The following is a 16,867-nucleotide window of genomic DNA, read 5'->3' as shown; positions in this document are numbered from 1 at the left end:
AATTTTTTAAACATTCCAAAATTCCCGATCCAGACTTCTGTACTGTATCGCCTCGGAAATATGTTGGGACAGGATTTTTTCAGATTCTTCCAGATCAGCGATTGTTCTGGCAACCTTTAATATTCTGTCATACGCTCTGGCGGAAAGATTCAGTTTTTCCATTGCCATTTTAATGAGATTAAAAGAAGTATCATCCAGTTCACAAAATTTTTCAAGCTCCCGCGAACCCATTTGTGCATTGTAACTGATAGACAAATCCTTATACCGTTCATTCTGAATCTCACGGGCAATCAAAACACGTTTTCTGATGTCTTCACTTTTTTCGCCTTTTCTTTTCTCTGCCAATTGCTCAAATTCCACTTTTTGAACTTCGACATGAATATCAATTCGGTCTAAAAGAGGTCCGGACAGCTTATTCATATACCTCTGCATCTCAAAAACAGAGGAAGTGTTGTTCGGATCATCCGGAAAATAGCCACTCGGACTGGGATTCATCGATGCCACCAGCATAAAACTTGAAGGATAATTGACTGTGAATTTCGCCCTCGAGATCGTTACTTCCCGATCTTCCAAAGGTTGCCGCATCACTTCAAGAACGGTTCTTTTAAATTCGGGCATTTCATCCAGAAATAAAACACCATTGTGAGCTAAAGAAATTTCTCCGGGTTGAGGATAACTTCCGCCACCGACGAGGGCGACGTCCGAAATTGTGTGGTGCGGGCTGCGGAAAGGCCGAACCGTCATCAGCGAAGTTTCAGTTCCCATTTTTCCGGCAACAGAATGAATTTTTGTAGTTTCCAAAGCTTCCTTTAAGGTTAAAGGTGGTAAAATGCTGGGAACTCTTTTTGCCAACATCGTTTTCCCGCTTCCGGGAGGACCGATGAGAATGATGTTGTGACCGCCGGCTGCAGCAACTTCCATGGCTCTTTTTGCGGTTTCCTGACCTTTCACTTCAGAAAAATCAAAGGGAAATGAATTGATTTTATCCTGAAATTCTTTTCTCGTATCCAGAACTGTTTTTTCAAGCGGTGTTCCTTCATTAAAAAAGTCAATAACTTCCTTAATATTTTCCACACCATAAACGTCGAGATTATTCACAATTGCCGCTTCCCTTGTGTTTTGTTTTGGTAAAATAATTCCCTTAAAACCTTCTTCCCTAGCCTGAATAGCAATGGGAAGAACGCCTTTTATCGGCTGTAAACCTCCGTCCAGCGAAAGTTCACCCATGATGATGTAATCTCTAATATCTTCGGCAACGATTTGGTCTGAAGCGACCAGAATTCCCATTGCAATACTCAAATCATAAGCCGCCCCTTCTTTTCTGAGATCAGCAGGAGCCATGTTTATTGTAATCTTCTTTCCAGGGATTTTGAAACCGACATTTTTCAGTGCAGCAGAAATTCTGTAGCTGCTTTCCTTGATGGCATTGTCTGGAAGACCTACCAAATGGTAGCCGACACCGCCGGTATCAATATTAACTTCAATGGTAATGGTTTGAGCAGATACTCCGAAGATGGCACTTCCGTAAATTTTGATCAGCATTGCTTTGTGTTTGAAGTAAATTTAAAAATTTTCCACCAAATCATCAAAGTTTTAAATCTAAATTTTACTATTGTGGTTTCTTTTGTGAAAGATCAAAATCAATTTTAGTCTTTTGAATTTTGATAGAATCATTAATTTTCTGAAGTAAAAAAGATTCTTTAGTATTAGAAATTGACCGAATTACATCATAAGTTAATAAATATTCTGATTGTGAACCTGTTCCAATAGCTGTTGTTTTTTGCCAGCCGACGAGCTTGAAATCGACAATTGATCCATTTTCATTTTCTACTTTATCATAAATGAAATCAAATTTTTCTTTATCAGTTTCTCGTGGATCGAATAATTTAAAAGCATCTTCTTTATTATGCTGTTTCAAGAAGGTATAAAAATTTTGAATTGTTTTTTCAGCTTCTAAAATTTCATTATCCTTTGATACACATCCAAAGAAAAGGAAGGAGATAATAATTAAAATAAACTTTTTCATAAAATCGCAATGTTTTTAGTTTCTGGATTTAGTTCTTTTTGTTTTATTAAAACAGCAAGCGTTTCAACAAACATAAAGAAAATCTTTTGGCAGTAAATCATTTTAGCTAAATTTTAAATCTAAATTTTAATACTTTTGTTTTAACATCAGAAAATACAAGAATAAATGAACATCAAACCCGAAATATCCTGGTCAGATTTTGAAAAATTAGACATCCGTTGCGGAACTATTATCTCTGTAAACGATTTTGAAAAAGCAAGAAACCCTTCCTATCAGCTTGAAATTGATTTTGGAGATTTGGGAATCAGAAAATCTGCAGCGCAGATAACTACTCTTTACAGTAAGGAAGATTTGGTAGGAAAACAGATTTTAGCTGTAGTGAATTTTCCGAAAAAACAGATTGCCAATTTCTTCAGCGAATGCCTTGTTTTGGGCGTTTATGGTGAAGATTCTAAAGATGTGACACTTCTTTCGCCTTCATTGCCTGTAAAAAATGGTTTGCAGGTTGGGTAAATTCAATAAAATTTTTAAATCTAATGGATTAAAAACCTTTAGGTTTCGGAATGACAAATATTATCACTTATAAAAACCAAACACAATATGATTCAGAATATTCCATTAGAAAAAGTGTTATTTCTCGATATAGAAACCGTTCCGCAATACGGAAACTGGAATGAAATTCCCGAAACTGAGCAAACGCTTTGGGATAAAAAAACAAAATACCAGCGTAAGAATGAAATTGAAGCAGAAGAATTCTACGACAGAGCCGGAATCATGGCAGAATTCGGAAAAATTATTTGCATCACCATCGGAATGCTGGAAAAAAACGACACGTTAAAAATTAAGAGTTTTGCTAACGATGACGAGAAAGTTCTGTTGGAAGAATTTGGCGAGCTTTTCAACAGTCCGAGACTTCGTGATGTAATTCTGTGTGCCCACAACGGTAAAGAATTCGACTTTCCATGGATTGCCAGACGATTTCTCATCAATGGCATGCAACCTCCTTCCCCATTTCAGCTTTTCGGAAAAAAACCTTGGGAAATTCCGCACATCGACACCATGGAACTGTGGAAATTCGGAGATTACAAAAGCTTCGTTTCACTGGAACTTTTAGCCCACGTCTTCGGAATTCCAACTCCCAAAGATGATATCGACGGTTCAATGGTTTCATCAATCTATTACATTGAAAAAGACTTGCAGAGAATTGTAGACTATTGTGAAAAAGATGTCTTAACTTTGGCGAATATTTTCCGACGCATGCGTCAGGAAGATTTGTTGAAAAGGTATTCTTAATTTAGATTAATTATAAAAATGAAATTTACAGACGATCAGATCGCAGATATTGGTGAAGAAATTATTGGTGTTTTAAAAACGGTTTACGATCCCGAAATTCCGGTTGACATTTATGAATTGGGATTAATTTACGACGTGCAGATCTCTGAAGAGGCTGACGTAAAAATAATCATGACGCTTACAACACCCAACTGTCCGGTAGCGGAAACGCTTCCGCAGGAAGTAAAAGACAAAGTGAAAGAGGTGGAAAATGTAAATGACGTAGATCTCGAACTTACTTTTGAACCAAGCTGGAACAAAGATATGATGAGCGAAGAGGCAAAATTTGAGCTCGGAATGCTTTAATTTTTAAAAATTTAACTGAAACATACAGAAAGCTGCCACAATTGTGGCGGCTTTTTACTTGCGTTTTACTCCGTTTCAAAATACATCAATTCTTCATCTTCATTGGGAAGCGTAACGAAGTTTTTGAATTTTAAATCCAACTTTTCGATTAATTTTTGGGAAGAAATGTTGTCTTTCGTAGTAATCGCAGAGATCTTTTTTAAACCGAACCTGTTCATTACCTCATCTTTAATTTTGGCAGAAGCCTCGTACATCAAACCTTTTCCCTCAAATTCTTCCAGGACTGAAAAACCAATATCCGAAACATCCAGACCTTCACGGTCAAAAATTCCGACTGCACCAATCTTAATATTTCCTTCCTTTAAAATTACAGCATAATTCCCGTAACCCAAACGGTTGATCTGCGGGAAAAATCGGTGTTCAATATAATTTTCAGCCGCTTCAAGACTTGTTATGTGCCTGTTACCAATGAACTTTATAAAATTTGGTATATTATAAAGATCAAAAATAAGCTGAGCATCATCCAGAGAAATGAGCCGGATGATGAGTCTTTCGGTTTCGAAGAAATTATCTTCGTTTTGTAGGTTGTTTTTTAGGGTCATCTTTTGGCTGCTCAGGCTTTTTTTCTATTTTTAAAAGTCGCGGATTGTTTTTACACTTTTTATTATAAAGTTCGATGTAAGATCCGTTCTCTTCTGCTTTTTCAATCATACCGGAAGCTTTGGACATTGTAAGTGTGAAATGTTTTTTCTGATACGGACATTCCACAGAAGTCACTTTACCCAAATCAAGATAATAATTTTTGGCATCCTCATAATAATTTGCGGCAAGATCTACAAACTCTTCGTCAATAATGTAACCTTCCAAAACCGCTGACAGCGCGGCTTCTTCGGCAATGTCGATGCTTCCTATAAATGGTTTTAAATCTTTTAAATCTGTAATATAACTGATCTTTCCCCCTTTGGAATTAACGATATAAAAAAATGAATCCTCACTTGGCATCAGATCAAAACCGGAAAACTGCGGAACATAATCCTTTTTCGTCCCTGAAATTTTTATCTCCTTATTTTTGCCGTATTCATTGTACACCAGCACCCAAAAATCATATCTGTCATTCGGAATAATTTTAGCCAAAACATTCTGCAGGCTGGCAAATTTCTTTTTCTCCTGAGAAAATACAAGAGTTGAAAAAAGCATTAAAACTAATAATCCAGTGTTCCTTAAAATATTCATAATCGAATTTGCGGCAGAAAAAATGCCGCCTTTTTACATAAATTTATCTCCTTTTTTAAGGTTTTTCAGATCAAGAACATAGTCTTTAATGCGCTGATCGTGATCTCTAGGACAGATCAGAAGAACCTTATCTGTATCTACAACGATAAAATCGTTTAAACCGTCTACGATGACCGCTTTATTTACGTTTTTTAAATGAATGATGTTGCCTGTAGAATTGTAGGAAAGTGAGTGTTTGTGCGGGTTAGCGTTGTTATCTTCATCTTTTTCGCTGTTCTCAAACACAGATCTCCATGTTCCCAGATCACTCCAGCCAAGATCTGCGGGAATGACATGTACATTTTCTGCTTTTTCTAAAATTCCGTTGTCAATAGAAATTTTCTGAATTTTAGGATAAATGGTTTCAATGCAGCTGATTTCATTTTCAGAATTGTACTCACACGAAGTAAACTGCTGCGTCATTTCCGGAAGAAAATCTTCAAACGCTTTTTGAATTGTCTTTACGTTCCAAATAAAAATTCCTGCATTCCAAAGAAAATCGCCGCTTTCCAGAAAAGTATTTGCCAGTTCTAAAATTGGTTTTTCGGTAAGTGTCTTTACTTTATGCAGATCAGACTGCCTGCTTTCTACATACTGAATGTATCTGTAACCTGTCTCCGGTCTGGTAGGAACGATCCCCAAAGTGATGAGATAATCTTTTTCGGAAGCTAAATTCAAGGCAAGTTTCACTTTTTCAAGAAAAACATCTTCCTTTAAAATTAAATGATCGGCTGGGAGAACAATAAGCGTGGCATCAGGATTTAATTCTCCGATTTTATTGGCCATATAAAGATTACACGCCGAAGTATTTTTCACAAGCGGCTCACCCACAATATTTGCCTCAGGTATTTCCGGAAGCTGCTGATGAGAAAGGGCAACATACTCTTTATTCGTAATGACGAAAATATTTTCTTTGGGAATAAGTTTGCTGATGCGGTCGTAGGTCTGCTGAATCATCGTGCGGCCCGTCCCGAGAATATCCTGAAACTGTTTTGGAAATTTTTGCGTGCTCAGTGGCCAGAACCGGCTGCCGATTCCTCCTGCCATGATAACGCAGTATTGATTTGATGTTGACATTTTTTAACTACAATTTTGCACCCTCGCCAAAGGCCTGAAAGAATACTTTCTGCCCGTTTCGAGGTTCTTACAAAGATAGTTTTTTTTGATCAGACCTTCTAAAACATACTTTTGATTTCGGTAGATAAAATTTTCTCCTTTTTTAATGCTTTCTACGTAAACGCCTTCATCATCGTTTTTTTCGAATTGAAAATACTTAACAAGTTCCGGACTTGCCATAAAATTGGCCTTCGGAGATCTTGAAAAACGGATAATAATAGATTGTAAATCTTCACCATAAACATCAAGGCTTTCCAAAAGCATCAATCTGAAAGTGTGTTTCCATTCATTTCCGTGGGGAGCAATTCTCCGTCCGTATTTTTCAAATGCCAGTAAATGAGCGAGCTCATGAGTGAAAACGAAGAAAAATAACTCAGGCTGAAGTGTAGAATTAATGGTGATTTCGTGCGAGCCGTCACGCATTTTTCTGTAATCTCCAAGCTTGGATTTCCGGTCTCTCGTAATCTTAATATGGATGGAATGTCCTGAAAACCATTTCTTTAAATGACTCACGCAGTTATCCGGCAAAAATTTTTCGAGCGGCTGAATAGACATTTTACAAACTTAAAGGAATTCCCGCATAGAAGTTCAATAATTTTAAACTAAAAAGATAGTTGTACTTAGACTGAGCCACAGAACCCTGTGCGTTTGCGTAATTGTTTCTCGCAATATTCACATCAAATATTGTGGAGCGGCCTGCAGCATAACTTTTTTCTGCAAAATCAAGTGAAAGTTTTGTATTCTTTTCAGCTTCGGTTGCTGCGAGGTAAATTTCATAATTGGCATCAGCATCAAACTGAGCCTGCTGAACGCTTTGTCTGATTGCAAATTTCTGCTGTTCATAATTGTTTTTGGCAATGCTTTCATTGATTTTCGCCTGCTCCACCTGCAATCTCGTAATTCCTTTGTTGAAAATCGGAACATTCAGAGACAAGCCTGCCTGCTGCCCGAAGTTATCGCTGTACTGATTAAAAAATGAAGGATTAATGTTTGGACTACCAAATGCATCGTACCTGTTCAGGAGGTTATTATAGAAACTTCCCACTCCTACACTTGCGGTGAGCGTAGGATAAAATGCTGTTCGGGTAACTACAGTTTGTGCCACAGCAGCTTTAATTCTGCTTTCGGCAGCCTTCACCTGTGGCTGATTTTCGTAAGCCGTAGTCAGAACTTCATCTACATTTACCAATTGAGGTGTCAGTTGATCAGATACTTCTACATCTTCCACATCAAAATTTTTGTATTCTTTAAGCTGAAGAAGTTGAGCTAACGCAAAAAGGCTTCGTCCCACATTGATTTCGGCAGTTTTTAAATTTTGCTTCTCTCTTGCCAAAGCAGCGGCAGCTTCTGCCAGAACGGTCTGCGCAGTGGTTCCCACTTCTGTAGTTGCTTTAGAGCGGTCGTATTGTTTTTGAGCGTTCGTAACAGCGCTTTGATTGATTTTTACAATCTCTTTATTCAAAAGTGTATTCAGATATTGCTGGGCAATCTGTAAGGAAATATCATTTTTGATGGTTTCGATGTCGTACTGACTTGCTTCTACATCAAACTGGGTTTTTCTGACTGTTTTCTCGAGTCTTCCGTTATTGTAAAGCAAAATATCGGCTCCAATATTCGCATTGTTGCTGAATCTGTCGTTTCTGATACTTCCCGTTCCCAAAGAGGCACGCCCAAAACTCACAGTATTTCCCATATTGGCAGATACCGAAGGCAGATAGTTGCTTTTGGCAATTTTCAGGTTGGCGTCCTGAATCTGTTTGTTATATTCATTCTGAATTACCTGCAGATTATTTTTCACGGCATAATCCACACATTCCCGCAGCGACCATTTTTTCTGAGCATTAAGGCTCAAAACAGAAAGTCCCGCAAAAAGAATCAGAAATTTTTTCATATTGAGTTATTTATAGTTTTTAAAGTGACAGGTGACCGGTGGTTTTTAATTTTTAAAACGACAGCGACTTCACATCAGCTTTTTCACATTAGACGAAGTGATGACAAAAAAGTTACAGCAACTGCAAAATTTATATTTTATTTTAACAAAACTTTCAGGAATTTTGTGGCATGACAAATCAGCAATATCAGGAAGCTGTGGAATGGCTTTTCGTACAGGCTCCGAATTATCAGATTGACGGCGAGAAGGCCTACAAACCAGGATTGGATAACATTACCAGATTGTGTGCTTTTTTTGGCAATCCTCAGGAAAAGATTAAATGCATTCATATCGGAGGAACCAATGGCAAAGGTTCTACGAGCAACATGCTGGCCTCTGTTCTTCAGGAAGCCGGTTATACGGCTGGACTTTACAATTCTCCACATTTAATAGATTTTACCGAAAGAATTAAGATTGATGGTGAAAACTGCGATAAAGAATTTGTTTATGATTTTATTTTAAAATTAAAAACCCTGCCCGAAGATATTCTGCCATCGTTTTTTGAATTTACCACGATCATGGCATTTGAATATTTTGCTCAGAAAAATGTGAATTTTGCCATTATTGAAGTTGGTTTAGGCGGAAGACTGGATTCTACGAATATCATTAAACCTTTGGTTTCGGCGATTACCAACGTTCAGCTCGATCATCAGAATATTCTGGGAGATACAATTGAAGAAATCGCTTTTGAAAAAGCAGGAATTATTAAACCAAACGTTCCCATTGTTTCAGGAGATGAAAATGAGGTGGTAAGAAATATCATCAAAGCCAAAGCTGAAAAGGAAAATGCACCCTTCATCGATGCGACTTTGATCAATACAGATTTGAAATCAGACTTAAAAGGAAACTATCAGGAAAAGAATATAAAAGTTGTTCTGGCTCTAACTGATGAACTCAAAAAACAGAATTTCAACATTACAGATGAAAATATTAAAAAAGGGCTTTTAAATGTTCATCAAAACACAGGTTTCATCGGCCGCTGGTTTGAATTTTCTCAAAATCCACTGACGATTTGTGATACAGGACACAATCAGACTGGATTGGAATATGTTTTTTCACAGTTAAATTCAATTCCGAAACGGAAACATATTGTTTTAGGTTTTGTGAATGACAAGAAAATTGATGATGTGATGTCGGTTCTTCCCGAAAATTCTGAGTTTTATTTTGCAAAACCAGCTATCGAAAGAGGAAGACATCCTTTAGATTATGAAGATTTATTAAAAAATTCAAAAATATTTTATAAAATTTTCGATTCGGTTCAGGACGCGTATCTTTCTGCAACACAGAAATGTACAAATGAAGAAATGATATTTATTGGCGGAAGCAACTTTGTAGTGGGAGAATTTTTAGAAAAAAACTTGACTGATATAAAATAAGTGTGTATATTTGCACCACTCAAAACGAGAAATCGTCTAGGGCTCTTAGCTCAGTTGGTTCAGAGCATCTGGTTTACACCCAGAGGGTCGGGGGTTCGAATCCCTCAGGGCCCACAAAGGTTTACTGAAACCTTTCAAAAAAATTCAGGGCTCTTAGCTCAGTTGGTTCAGAGCATCTGGTTTACACCCAGAGGGTCGGGGGTTCGAATCCCTCAGGGCCCACAAAAGTCTTCTAATTTATTAGGAGACTTTTTTTATTCCCACAACTTTCCTTATTTTTGAGAAAATCCTTCATCATGAATTTTAAACCCGTATTGCTAACCGCTGGAGTTTTGTTTTCAGCTACTATTTATTCCCAGAAAATGAATTATCCTAAAGCTATAAAAGGAAATCAGACCGATACTTACTTTGGAACTGCTGTTTCAGATCCATACAGAGATCTGGAAAATGATTCTGAACCTACCAAAAAATGGGTAGACGAGGAAGTTGCCTACAGCCAGAATTATTTATCTAAAATTCCTTTCAGACAGGACATTGTAAAGCAACTGACAGACATCTGGAATTACGAAAAAATCGGAGCACCCTTTAAGGAAGGCGATTATACATATTATTATAAGAATAACGGACTTCAGGCGCAATCTGTTTTGTACAGAACAGACAACAAAACAAAAGAAACGGAGGTGTTTTTAGATCCAAATAAATTTTCGGAAAAAGGAACAACTTCGCTTGCCAACCTGTCTTTTAACAAAAAAGGAAATCTGGCAGCCTACTCTATCTCAGAAGGCGGAAGCGACTGGAATAAAATCATCATTATCGATGCGCTGACCAAAAAACAAATTGACGAAACGATTGTTGATGTAAAATTCAGCGGTGTTGCTTGGAAGGGCGATGAAGGTTTTTACTACTCAAGCTATGACAAGCCGAAAGAAGGAACGGTACTTTCCGGAATGACCGATAAACACAAGGTTTATTATCACAAATTAGGAACAAAACAATCTGCTGATCAGTTGATTTTCGGGGGAGAAAAAACACCGAGAAGATATTTAGGCGCTTACCTGTCTGAAGACGAAAGGTATTTGATTATCTCCGCAGCAAATGCGACAAACGGAAATGAAGTCTATATTAAAGATTTAAAAAAAGGCGGCGATTTTGTTCAGATCAACAGCGGTTTTGACATCAACGCAAGCATTGTGGATACAGACGGCGACAATCTCTACATTTTTACCGATAAAGATGCGCCAAATATGCGTCTTGTAAAAACAACCATTCAAAATCTTTCTCCTGCAACGTGGAAAGATGTGATTCCTCAGACAGAAAATGTTTTGGGAATTTCTACCGGCGGAGGATATTTCTTTGCAACGTATATGGTGGATGCGATTGACAAAGTAAAACAGTTCGACAAAACAGGAAAACTCATCAGAGAAATTTCACTTCCGGGAAAAGGAAATGTCGGAGGTTTTGGAGGAAAAACGGCTGAGAAAGAAATGTATTACTCCTTCAGCAATTATATTACACCCGGAACAACCTATAAATTCAATGCAGACAGCGGAAAATCTGAAGTTTATCAGAAACCAAAAGTGAAATTCAATCCTGAAAATTATATTTCCGAACAGGTATTTTACACATCGAAAGACGGTACCAAAATTCCGATGATGATCAACTACAAAAAAGGAACGAAGCTGGATGGCAAAAACCCCACAATTCTGTATTCCTACGGTGGTTTCAACATCAGTTTACAGCCTTCTTTTTCTGTAGTCAACGCCATCTGGATGGAAAACGGCGGAATTTACGCGGTACCAAACATCCGTGGAGGTGGTGAATACGGCAAAAAGTGGCACGATGCAGGTACCAAAATGGATAAGAAAAATGTATTCGAAGATTTCATCGCTGCCGGAGAATATCTTCAAAGCAAAGGCTATACTTCAAAAGAATACATGGCTCTTTCCGGAAGATCAAACGGAGGATTGTTGGTAGGTGCGACCATGACGATGCGTCCTGATCTGGCTAAAGTAGCTTTCCCGGGAGTTGGCGTTTTGGATATGCTGAGATACAACAAATTCACAGCCGGAGCGGGATGGTCTTACGATTACGGTACAGCCGAAGACAACAAAGAAATGTTTAATTATTTGAAATCCTATTCTCCGGTTCACAATGTAAAAGCAGAAACCTGTTACCCTTCAACCATGATTATTACAAGTGATCATGATGACAGAGTGGTTCCGGCGCACTCATTTAAATTCGGTGCAGAATTGCAGGAAAAACAGAAGTGTGCCAACCCGATTTTATTAAGAATTGAAAAAAATGCAGGTCACGGCGCGGGAAGAGCAACCGATCAGGTGATTAGTGAGAATGCGGATCTGATTTCTTTTGCTTTGTATGAAATGGGGATTAGAAAGCTTGGGAAATAGGTTTATGTTCAAATGAATTATTTATGAATTTTAAAGATTTAGTTCCCAAGGAAAAAGGCGATCATGAGAACATTCAAAAACTTAAAAATCTTTCATTTGAAGAAATTCAGCCGATTATTCCGGATTTGTTAATATGGCTTCAAGATATTAATTGGCCAATCTCGGACGATGTTGCTGATGTTCTAAAGCCTTTTGCCGACAAACTGACTCCATATTTCACGGAGATTTTCAAAACCAATGATGGCTTATGGAAATTGTGGATTTTAACATTTTTTGGAAGAGGAACCAAGGACGAAATTTTATTAAATGAAATTACCCGAATTGCAAATTTCCCCACCAAAGATGAAATTGATGATGAGGTTGATTTGGAAGCACAGGCAATTTTAAATGGAGATTACAATTAAGTCTATCAAATATTCAAATTCAAAAGCGGTTTTGTAACAATGCAAAGTCGCTTTTTATTTGATACATCAGTCACATTACATTTTCTATTGTTTAAAAATATTTAGAACACATACGAAAATCAAAGATTTTCAAAGACTAATGTGTTCTATTCTGCGGAATTATTTTAAAAATTCTCTGTGACTGATGTGTTTAAAATTATTCTTTTACATTGAAAATCAGCACTAAAACATTAATCCAAAAATGCTTACTTTTAAAATCTTAAATCATAACTCATGAGAAGGGAAATTCAAAATAAAAATCCCCAATTTACCATATCAGAAAAGCATTTGGAAGTTTATCAGTTCGAGAAAGACGGACTTGAATTGAAGTCAAAATACACTTCAGAAGATATTAAAGACAAAACCATCAGCGACTCTTCTCCCGGTATTGCGCCCTTTTTGCGAGGTCCGTACTCCACAATGTATGTTCAGAAACCGTGGACTGTCCGTCAGTACGCCGGATTTTCAACAGCTGAAGAATCCAATGCTTTTTACAGAAGAAATCTGGCAGCCGGACAAAAAGGCCTTTCAGTAGCTTTCGATTTGGCAACACATCGTGGTTATGATTCAGATCACGCAAGAGTAGTTGGCGATGTGGGAAAAGCCGGTGTAGCAATCGATTCTGTTGAGGATATGAAGATTTTATTTAATGAAATTCCTTTGGATGAAATCTCAGTTTCGATGACGATGAATGGTGCAGTTTTGCCAATTTTGTCTTTTTATATTATCGCTGCTGAAGAACAGGGCGTTTCTCAGGCTCAACTTTCAGGAACCATTCAGAATGATATTTTAAAGGAATTTATGGTGCGAAATACCTACATTTATCCGCCAACACCTTCCATGAAAATCATTGCTGATATTTTTGAATACACCTCTAAAAATATTCCGAAATTCAATTCAATTTCCATCTCAGGTTACCACATGCAGGAAGCCGGAGCCACGCCGGTTTTGGAAATGGCTTACACTTTAGCTGACGGTTTGGAATATGTGCGAACCGGTATAAAGGCAGGAATGAATGTCGACGATTTCGCCCCAAGGCTATCCTTTTTCTGGGCAATCGGAATGAATCACTTCATGGAAATTGCAAAAATGCGTGCTGCGAGATACATTTGGGCAACCTTGTTGAAGCAATTCAACCCTCAAAATCCAAAATCTTTAGCTTTAAGAACGCATTCTCAGACTTCGGGTTGGTCTTTGACAGAGCAGGAACCATTTAACAATATCACAAGAACTGCCATTGAAGCTTTGTCTTCAGCTTTAGGTGGAACACAGTCGTTACATACAAATGCTTTGGATGAAGCCATTGCACTACCTACAGATTATTCGGCGAAAATTGCGAGAAATACTCAGATTATTCTCCAGCAGGAAAGCGGAATCTGCGATGTCGTAGATCCGATGGGCGGTAGTAATCTGGTGGAAGCCATGACTCAGCAAATGATTGAAGAAGCCATGAAATTCATTGATGAGGTGGAAAAAGAGGGCGGAATGACGAAAGCCATCGAAGCGGGAATTCCAAAGATGAGAATTGAAGAAGCTTCAGCGATAAAGCAGTCTAAAATCGATAGTGGAGAAGAATTTATAATCGGGGTCAACTCTTTTAAATCAAATTTAAAACAGATGCAACTTGAGATTTTAGATATCGATAATTCCGAAGTTCGCCGCAAGCAAATTGAAAGACTTGAATCTATAAAATTAAATAGAAACGCGGAAGCGGTTGAGCAAATTTTAAATGAAATCCGTGAATCTGCAAAAACCGGAAACGGAAATCTTTTGGCATTATGCATCGAGGCGGCACGCAGAAGAGTGACTTTGGGCGAAATGAGCGATGCCATGGAAGAAACTTTCGGACGTTACAAAGCCAACATCAGAACCATACAGGGAGTTTACGCTATGAATGCAGGTAAAAACGAATACTTTGGAAAAGCCCTTGAGCTTACCCAAAAATTTGAAGAAGAGGAAGGCCGCCGACCGAGAATTATGGTGGCAAAAATGGGTCAGGACGGTCATGACCGCGGTGCAAAAGTAGTTGCAACTGCCTTTGCCGACATGGGATTTGACGTGGATGTCGCACCTTTGTTCCAGACTCCGGAAGAAGTGGCGAAGCAGGCTGTGGAAAATGACATTCACATTTTGGGTGTTTCTTCGCTGGCTGCTGGTCACAAAACTTTGGTGCCGCAGGTTGTTGAACAGCTGAAAAAACTGGGAGCAGAAGATATAACGATTGTTGTTGGTGGTGTAATTCCAAAGCAGGATTATGAATATCTGTATGCCAATGGTGCTGATTTTATTTTTGGCCCGGGAACGAATTTACCGAAATGTGCGGTGGATATTTTGAAGAGGTTTTTAGATTAAATTCAAGACGAAATTAATAATTTTTGTAAATTTATTTCTAATTTCAAGCAAAATGGAAGCAATTACGCACAAAACTATTTCGGATAAAATAAAACAGATTCCGGATTATCTGTCGGATGAACTGTCGGATTTTGTGGATTATTTACTCTTTAAAAAAGAAAAAGATTGGGCAGAAAATTTATCTGAAGAAGAAAAAAACAGCAATGAGCAGGGACTTGATGACATAAATAACGGTCGTATCCATTCTCATGAGTCTGTGATGGATGAGATTTCAGAATACATTAAATCCAGAAAAAAATGACTAAGGTTGTCTGGTCGGATTTAGCAAAACGAAATCTCAGAAAGACAGTCGATTATTTATTTGAAAACTGGAGTTTAAGAGAGGTTAAAAACTTTAAATCTAAAATCAGTATTCTTACAGACAATATTTCAGGATATACCTCAATTTTTCCAAAATCTAAAATTCTGAACCTCAGAAAATGCTTTGTAGATAAAAATAATGCCTTAATTTACTTATTTGAAAATAACATTATTTATATTGTGACAATTGTTAACAGCAGATCGTTAAATCAGTATTGAAATCAATTTAACATTTCATTAGACTGTAAATTGCACACCATTTGCATTTAAAGCCATAACCAAAAACAAAATATTATGGCTTATACAGTAATTTCAGTATTTCCGCCGGCTACAGATACCGAGGAAGTAAAATCGCAATTAAGGAGTGAGGGATTTTCAGATGATAATATCATCGTTTCGAAATCCAAAGTAGATGCTGATTCTGCAAATGATCTTGAAGATGACGAAAATACGAGACATTTTTGGGACCACATGTTTGCCAATGACACCGAGATGCTTGATGCCTACAGCAAAAAAAGCAGAGGAAACACCACGATTGTTCTGTACACCAACAGTTACGATGAAGCCCAAAAAGCAAAATCTATTTTAGACGGAAAAGGTGCCATCGAAATCATTAAACAGAGAGAAGGAGAAACTATCAGAAAAGGTGTTGCAGATGACATTCCAGAGGATGTGGAACGAGGAATTATTGCCAAGGCAAAACACAATTTATACTTCCTTGGTTCAGAAAGAAATTATTCAACCACGCCGGAACAGGGCATGGATGACAGAATGGATAATTTAGGTTCTAAAGATTAAAGGACCACTAAAAAAAAGCAAAAGGATGGCTCACTACCATCCTTTTTATGCATTGAAGTTTCTCGTAAGTTTCTTCTATATGAATTGGAGTAAAATTTCCTTTTCATCAATCAAATATATAATTCAGGGAAATCACACAAATGATCCGCAGACAAGGAGTTCTTGTGAATATTTTAAAAAAGTCAATTTCAGTCTTCGAAGTTAAAGATTAATGGAATTTCAATATTAAAATCTTTATCATTTGGCATAGCAATTTTTTTATCTTTAAACAAATCATCTGCAATGTCCAGAGCAGTCATATCCAAAAAGAACTTGTGAGAAGAAAATGCTATTTCTAAAGGCTCATATGTACCATCTTTTGTAATTCTTAAAAGGATATTAGTTTTGATAATCCCTTCATAATTATCAATAATGTAATCTTCAACCACATAATTATTTTCAATCTCAGTTTTAAAAATAGTGGAAAAACATTTTTTCAGATCTAAATCTCCTTCGCATTTTATAAGTTGAGGATATTTAAAATTATAGGTTTGGGATCTGATTTTTTGGTATTTAGTTTCATTCTTTCTTATCTTTTCAAAGTATTCAGTATATCGACTATCAATATAATTGAGGTTTTCACGATAGAATTGCTTCTGTATTTTCTCGTCCTCTTTACTTAATTTTTCTATATAATTAAAATTCAAAGAATACTCCAAAAACTTTTGGTATAAAAGTTCATTTTGATCATACAATTTTAGTTTTACAGAATCTTCAATGCTCAAAACATACTGTTCAATCACAAGATTCTGATCATCTTTCATATCATATAATTTTCTGAATTCCATCGCATTTTTATCGGTCATTGCATTTGCATATTTACGTGCGGTTTTATCGGCGTCAAAGATTTGTATGATTTCTTTGGAAATCGCCTCATGATTTTTAATCTGTGTCTTAAGTGTTTTGTTTTTAACCTTATCTGAAAAACTTTTATCATTCTGAGAGTAACCTTTGACAAAAAATAAGGTCAATAAAATCAGTAAAATATGTTTCATAAAATAAACACTTTGGAACTTTTTCTAAATTTTCATTAGAGTTAAAATTACATTCTCCTAAAATTCAAAAATAAAAAAACCGCAGAAAAATTTCTACGGTTTTAAAATATATTT

Annotated in this window: 18 protein-coding genes and 2 tRNA genes; 12 read left to right on the top strand and 8 right to left on the bottom strand. The window is 36.9% G+C overall.

Features of this window, described 5'->3' with window-relative positions:
• Nucleotides 1–6 precede the first annotated feature (6 nt).
• Nucleotides 7–1,542, bottom strand: a complete 1,536-nt coding sequence (locus NG809_RS10785) for a YifB family Mg chelatase-like AAA ATPase (protein ID WP_262150536.1) — start codon at nucleotides 1,540–1,542, stop codon at nucleotides 7–9.
• A 67-nt stretch (nucleotides 1,543–1,609) separates the two neighbouring features.
• Nucleotides 1,610–2,026, bottom strand: coding sequence for a hypothetical protein (locus NG809_RS10780; protein WP_262150534.1), 417 nt, complete (start codon nucleotides 2,024–2,026; stop codon nucleotides 1,610–1,612).
• 165 nt (nucleotides 2,027–2,191) lie between these two features.
• On the opposite strand from NG809_RS10780, the gene NG809_RS10775 reads away from it, so the two are divergent.
• From NG809_RS10775 to NG809_RS10765, 3 genes are all read left to right on the top strand, one after another.
• The gene (locus tag NG809_RS10775) at nucleotides 2,192–2,539 is read left to right on the top strand and encodes a tRNA-binding protein (RefSeq protein ID WP_262150532.1); all 348 of its coding nucleotides are present in this window, start codon (nucleotides 2,192–2,194) and stop codon (nucleotides 2,537–2,539) included.
• Nucleotides 2,540–2,626: 87 nt separating this feature from the next.
• Nucleotides 2,627–3,319: a 3'-5' exonuclease gene (locus NG809_RS10770; protein ID WP_262150529.1), complete on the top strand. Its 693-nt coding sequence runs from the start codon at nucleotides 2,627–2,629 to the stop codon at nucleotides 3,317–3,319.
• 18 nt (nucleotides 3,320–3,337) lie between these two features.
• Complete coding sequence (locus NG809_RS10765; RefSeq protein WP_056083710.1) at nucleotides 3,338–3,664, top strand: SUF system Fe-S cluster assembly protein; 327 nt, start codon at nucleotides 3,338–3,340, stop codon at nucleotides 3,662–3,664.
• A 65-nt stretch (nucleotides 3,665–3,729) separates the two neighbouring features.
• Here the strand turns inward: NG809_RS10765 and NG809_RS10760 are convergent, their stop codons facing one another.
• From NG809_RS10760 to NG809_RS10740, 5 genes are read right to left on the bottom strand one after another with little or no spacing between them, the layout of a single operon-like run.
• Nucleotides 3,730–4,266 (bottom strand): GNAT family N-acetyltransferase, encoded by a 537-nt coding sequence (locus tag NG809_RS10760; RefSeq protein ID WP_262150525.1) that lies wholly within the window; start codon nucleotides 4,264–4,266, stop codon nucleotides 3,730–3,732.
• Nucleotides 4,232–4,897: a hypothetical protein gene (locus tag NG809_RS10755; protein WP_262150524.1), complete on the bottom strand. Its 666-nt coding sequence runs from the start codon at nucleotides 4,895–4,897 to the stop codon at nucleotides 4,232–4,234. The genes NG809_RS10760 and NG809_RS10755 overlap by 35 nt, the downstream gene beginning before the upstream one ends.
• A gap of 33 nt (nucleotides 4,898–4,930) precedes the next feature.
• Complete coding sequence (locus NG809_RS10750) at nucleotides 4,931–6,013, bottom strand: mannose-1-phosphate guanylyltransferase (protein ID WP_262150522.1); 1,083 nt, start codon at nucleotides 6,011–6,013, stop codon at nucleotides 4,931–4,933.
• 3 nt (nucleotides 6,014–6,016) lie between these two features.
• A complete protein-coding gene (locus NG809_RS10745) occupies nucleotides 6,017–6,607 on the bottom strand; it encodes a SprT-like domain-containing protein (protein ID WP_262150520.1) in 591 nt (196 codons plus the stop codon).
• A gap of 1 nt (nucleotide 6,608) precedes the next feature.
• Nucleotides 6,609–7,943, bottom strand: a complete 1,335-nt coding sequence (locus tag NG809_RS10740) for a TolC family protein (RefSeq protein ID WP_262150519.1) — start codon at nucleotides 7,941–7,943, stop codon at nucleotides 6,609–6,611.
• A 170-nt stretch (nucleotides 7,944–8,113) separates the two neighbouring features.
• Here NG809_RS10740 and NG809_RS10735 point away from each other — a divergent pair, with 170 nt between their 5' ends.
• From NG809_RS10735 to NG809_RS10695, 9 genes are all read left to right on the top strand, one after another.
• Nucleotides 8,114–9,358, top strand: a complete 1,245-nt coding sequence (locus NG809_RS10735) for a bifunctional folylpolyglutamate synthase/dihydrofolate synthase (protein WP_262150518.1) — start codon at nucleotides 8,114–8,116, stop codon at nucleotides 9,356–9,358.
• 39 nt (nucleotides 9,359–9,397) lie between these two features.
• Nucleotides 9,398–9,472, top strand: a tRNA-Val gene (locus tag NG809_RS10730).
• Between the two features lie 33 nt (nucleotides 9,473–9,505).
• Nucleotides 9,506–9,580, top strand: a tRNA-Val gene (locus NG809_RS10725).
• Between the two features lie 140 nt (nucleotides 9,581–9,720).
• Entirely contained in the window at nucleotides 9,721–11,766 is a 2,046-nt protein-coding gene (locus tag NG809_RS10720) for a prolyl oligopeptidase family serine peptidase (protein ID WP_262152571.1), read from the top strand.
• Nucleotides 11,767–11,789: 23 nt separating this feature from the next.
• On the top strand, nucleotides 11,790–12,170 hold the full coding sequence (locus NG809_RS10715) for a DUF5071 domain-containing protein (protein ID WP_262150517.1): 381 nt from the start codon (nucleotides 11,790–11,792) through the stop codon (nucleotides 12,168–12,170).
• Between the two features lie 273 nt (nucleotides 12,171–12,443).
• Nucleotides 12,444–14,561 (top strand): methylmalonyl-CoA mutase, encoded by a 2,118-nt coding sequence (gene scpA, locus NG809_RS10710; protein WP_262150516.1) that lies wholly within the window; start codon nucleotides 12,444–12,446, stop codon nucleotides 14,559–14,561.
• A gap of 52 nt (nucleotides 14,562–14,613) precedes the next feature.
• Complete coding sequence (locus NG809_RS10705) at nucleotides 14,614–14,862, top strand: hypothetical protein (RefSeq protein ID WP_262150515.1); 249 nt, start codon at nucleotides 14,614–14,616, stop codon at nucleotides 14,860–14,862.
• Nucleotides 14,859–15,140: a type II toxin-antitoxin system RelE/ParE family toxin gene (locus NG809_RS10700; RefSeq protein WP_262150513.1), complete on the top strand. Its 282-nt coding sequence runs from the start codon at nucleotides 14,859–14,861 to the stop codon at nucleotides 15,138–15,140. Before NG809_RS10705 ends, NG809_RS10700 begins: the two co-directional genes overlap by 4 nt.
• Nucleotides 15,141–15,215: 75 nt before the next feature.
• The gene (locus NG809_RS10695; RefSeq protein ID WP_262150511.1) at nucleotides 15,216–15,719 is read left to right on the top strand and encodes a hypothetical protein; all 504 of its coding nucleotides are present in this window, start codon (nucleotides 15,216–15,218) and stop codon (nucleotides 15,717–15,719) included.
• Between the two features lie 188 nt (nucleotides 15,720–15,907).
• On the opposite strand, the gene NG809_RS10690 is transcribed toward NG809_RS10695, so the two are convergent.
• Nucleotides 15,908–16,753, bottom strand: coding sequence for a hypothetical protein (locus tag NG809_RS10690; protein ID WP_262150509.1), 846 nt, complete (start codon nucleotides 16,751–16,753; stop codon nucleotides 15,908–15,910).
• Between the last annotated feature and the right edge of the window lie 114 nt (nucleotides 16,754–16,867).

The organism is Chryseobacterium foetidum (assembly GCF_025457425.1).
Lineage (GTDB): Bacteria > Bacteroidota > Bacteroidia > Flavobacteriales > Weeksellaceae > Chryseobacterium > Chryseobacterium foetidum.
The sequence above is the reverse complement of the archived record's forward strand: the minus strand, read 5'-3'. Positions and strand labels throughout refer to the sequence as shown.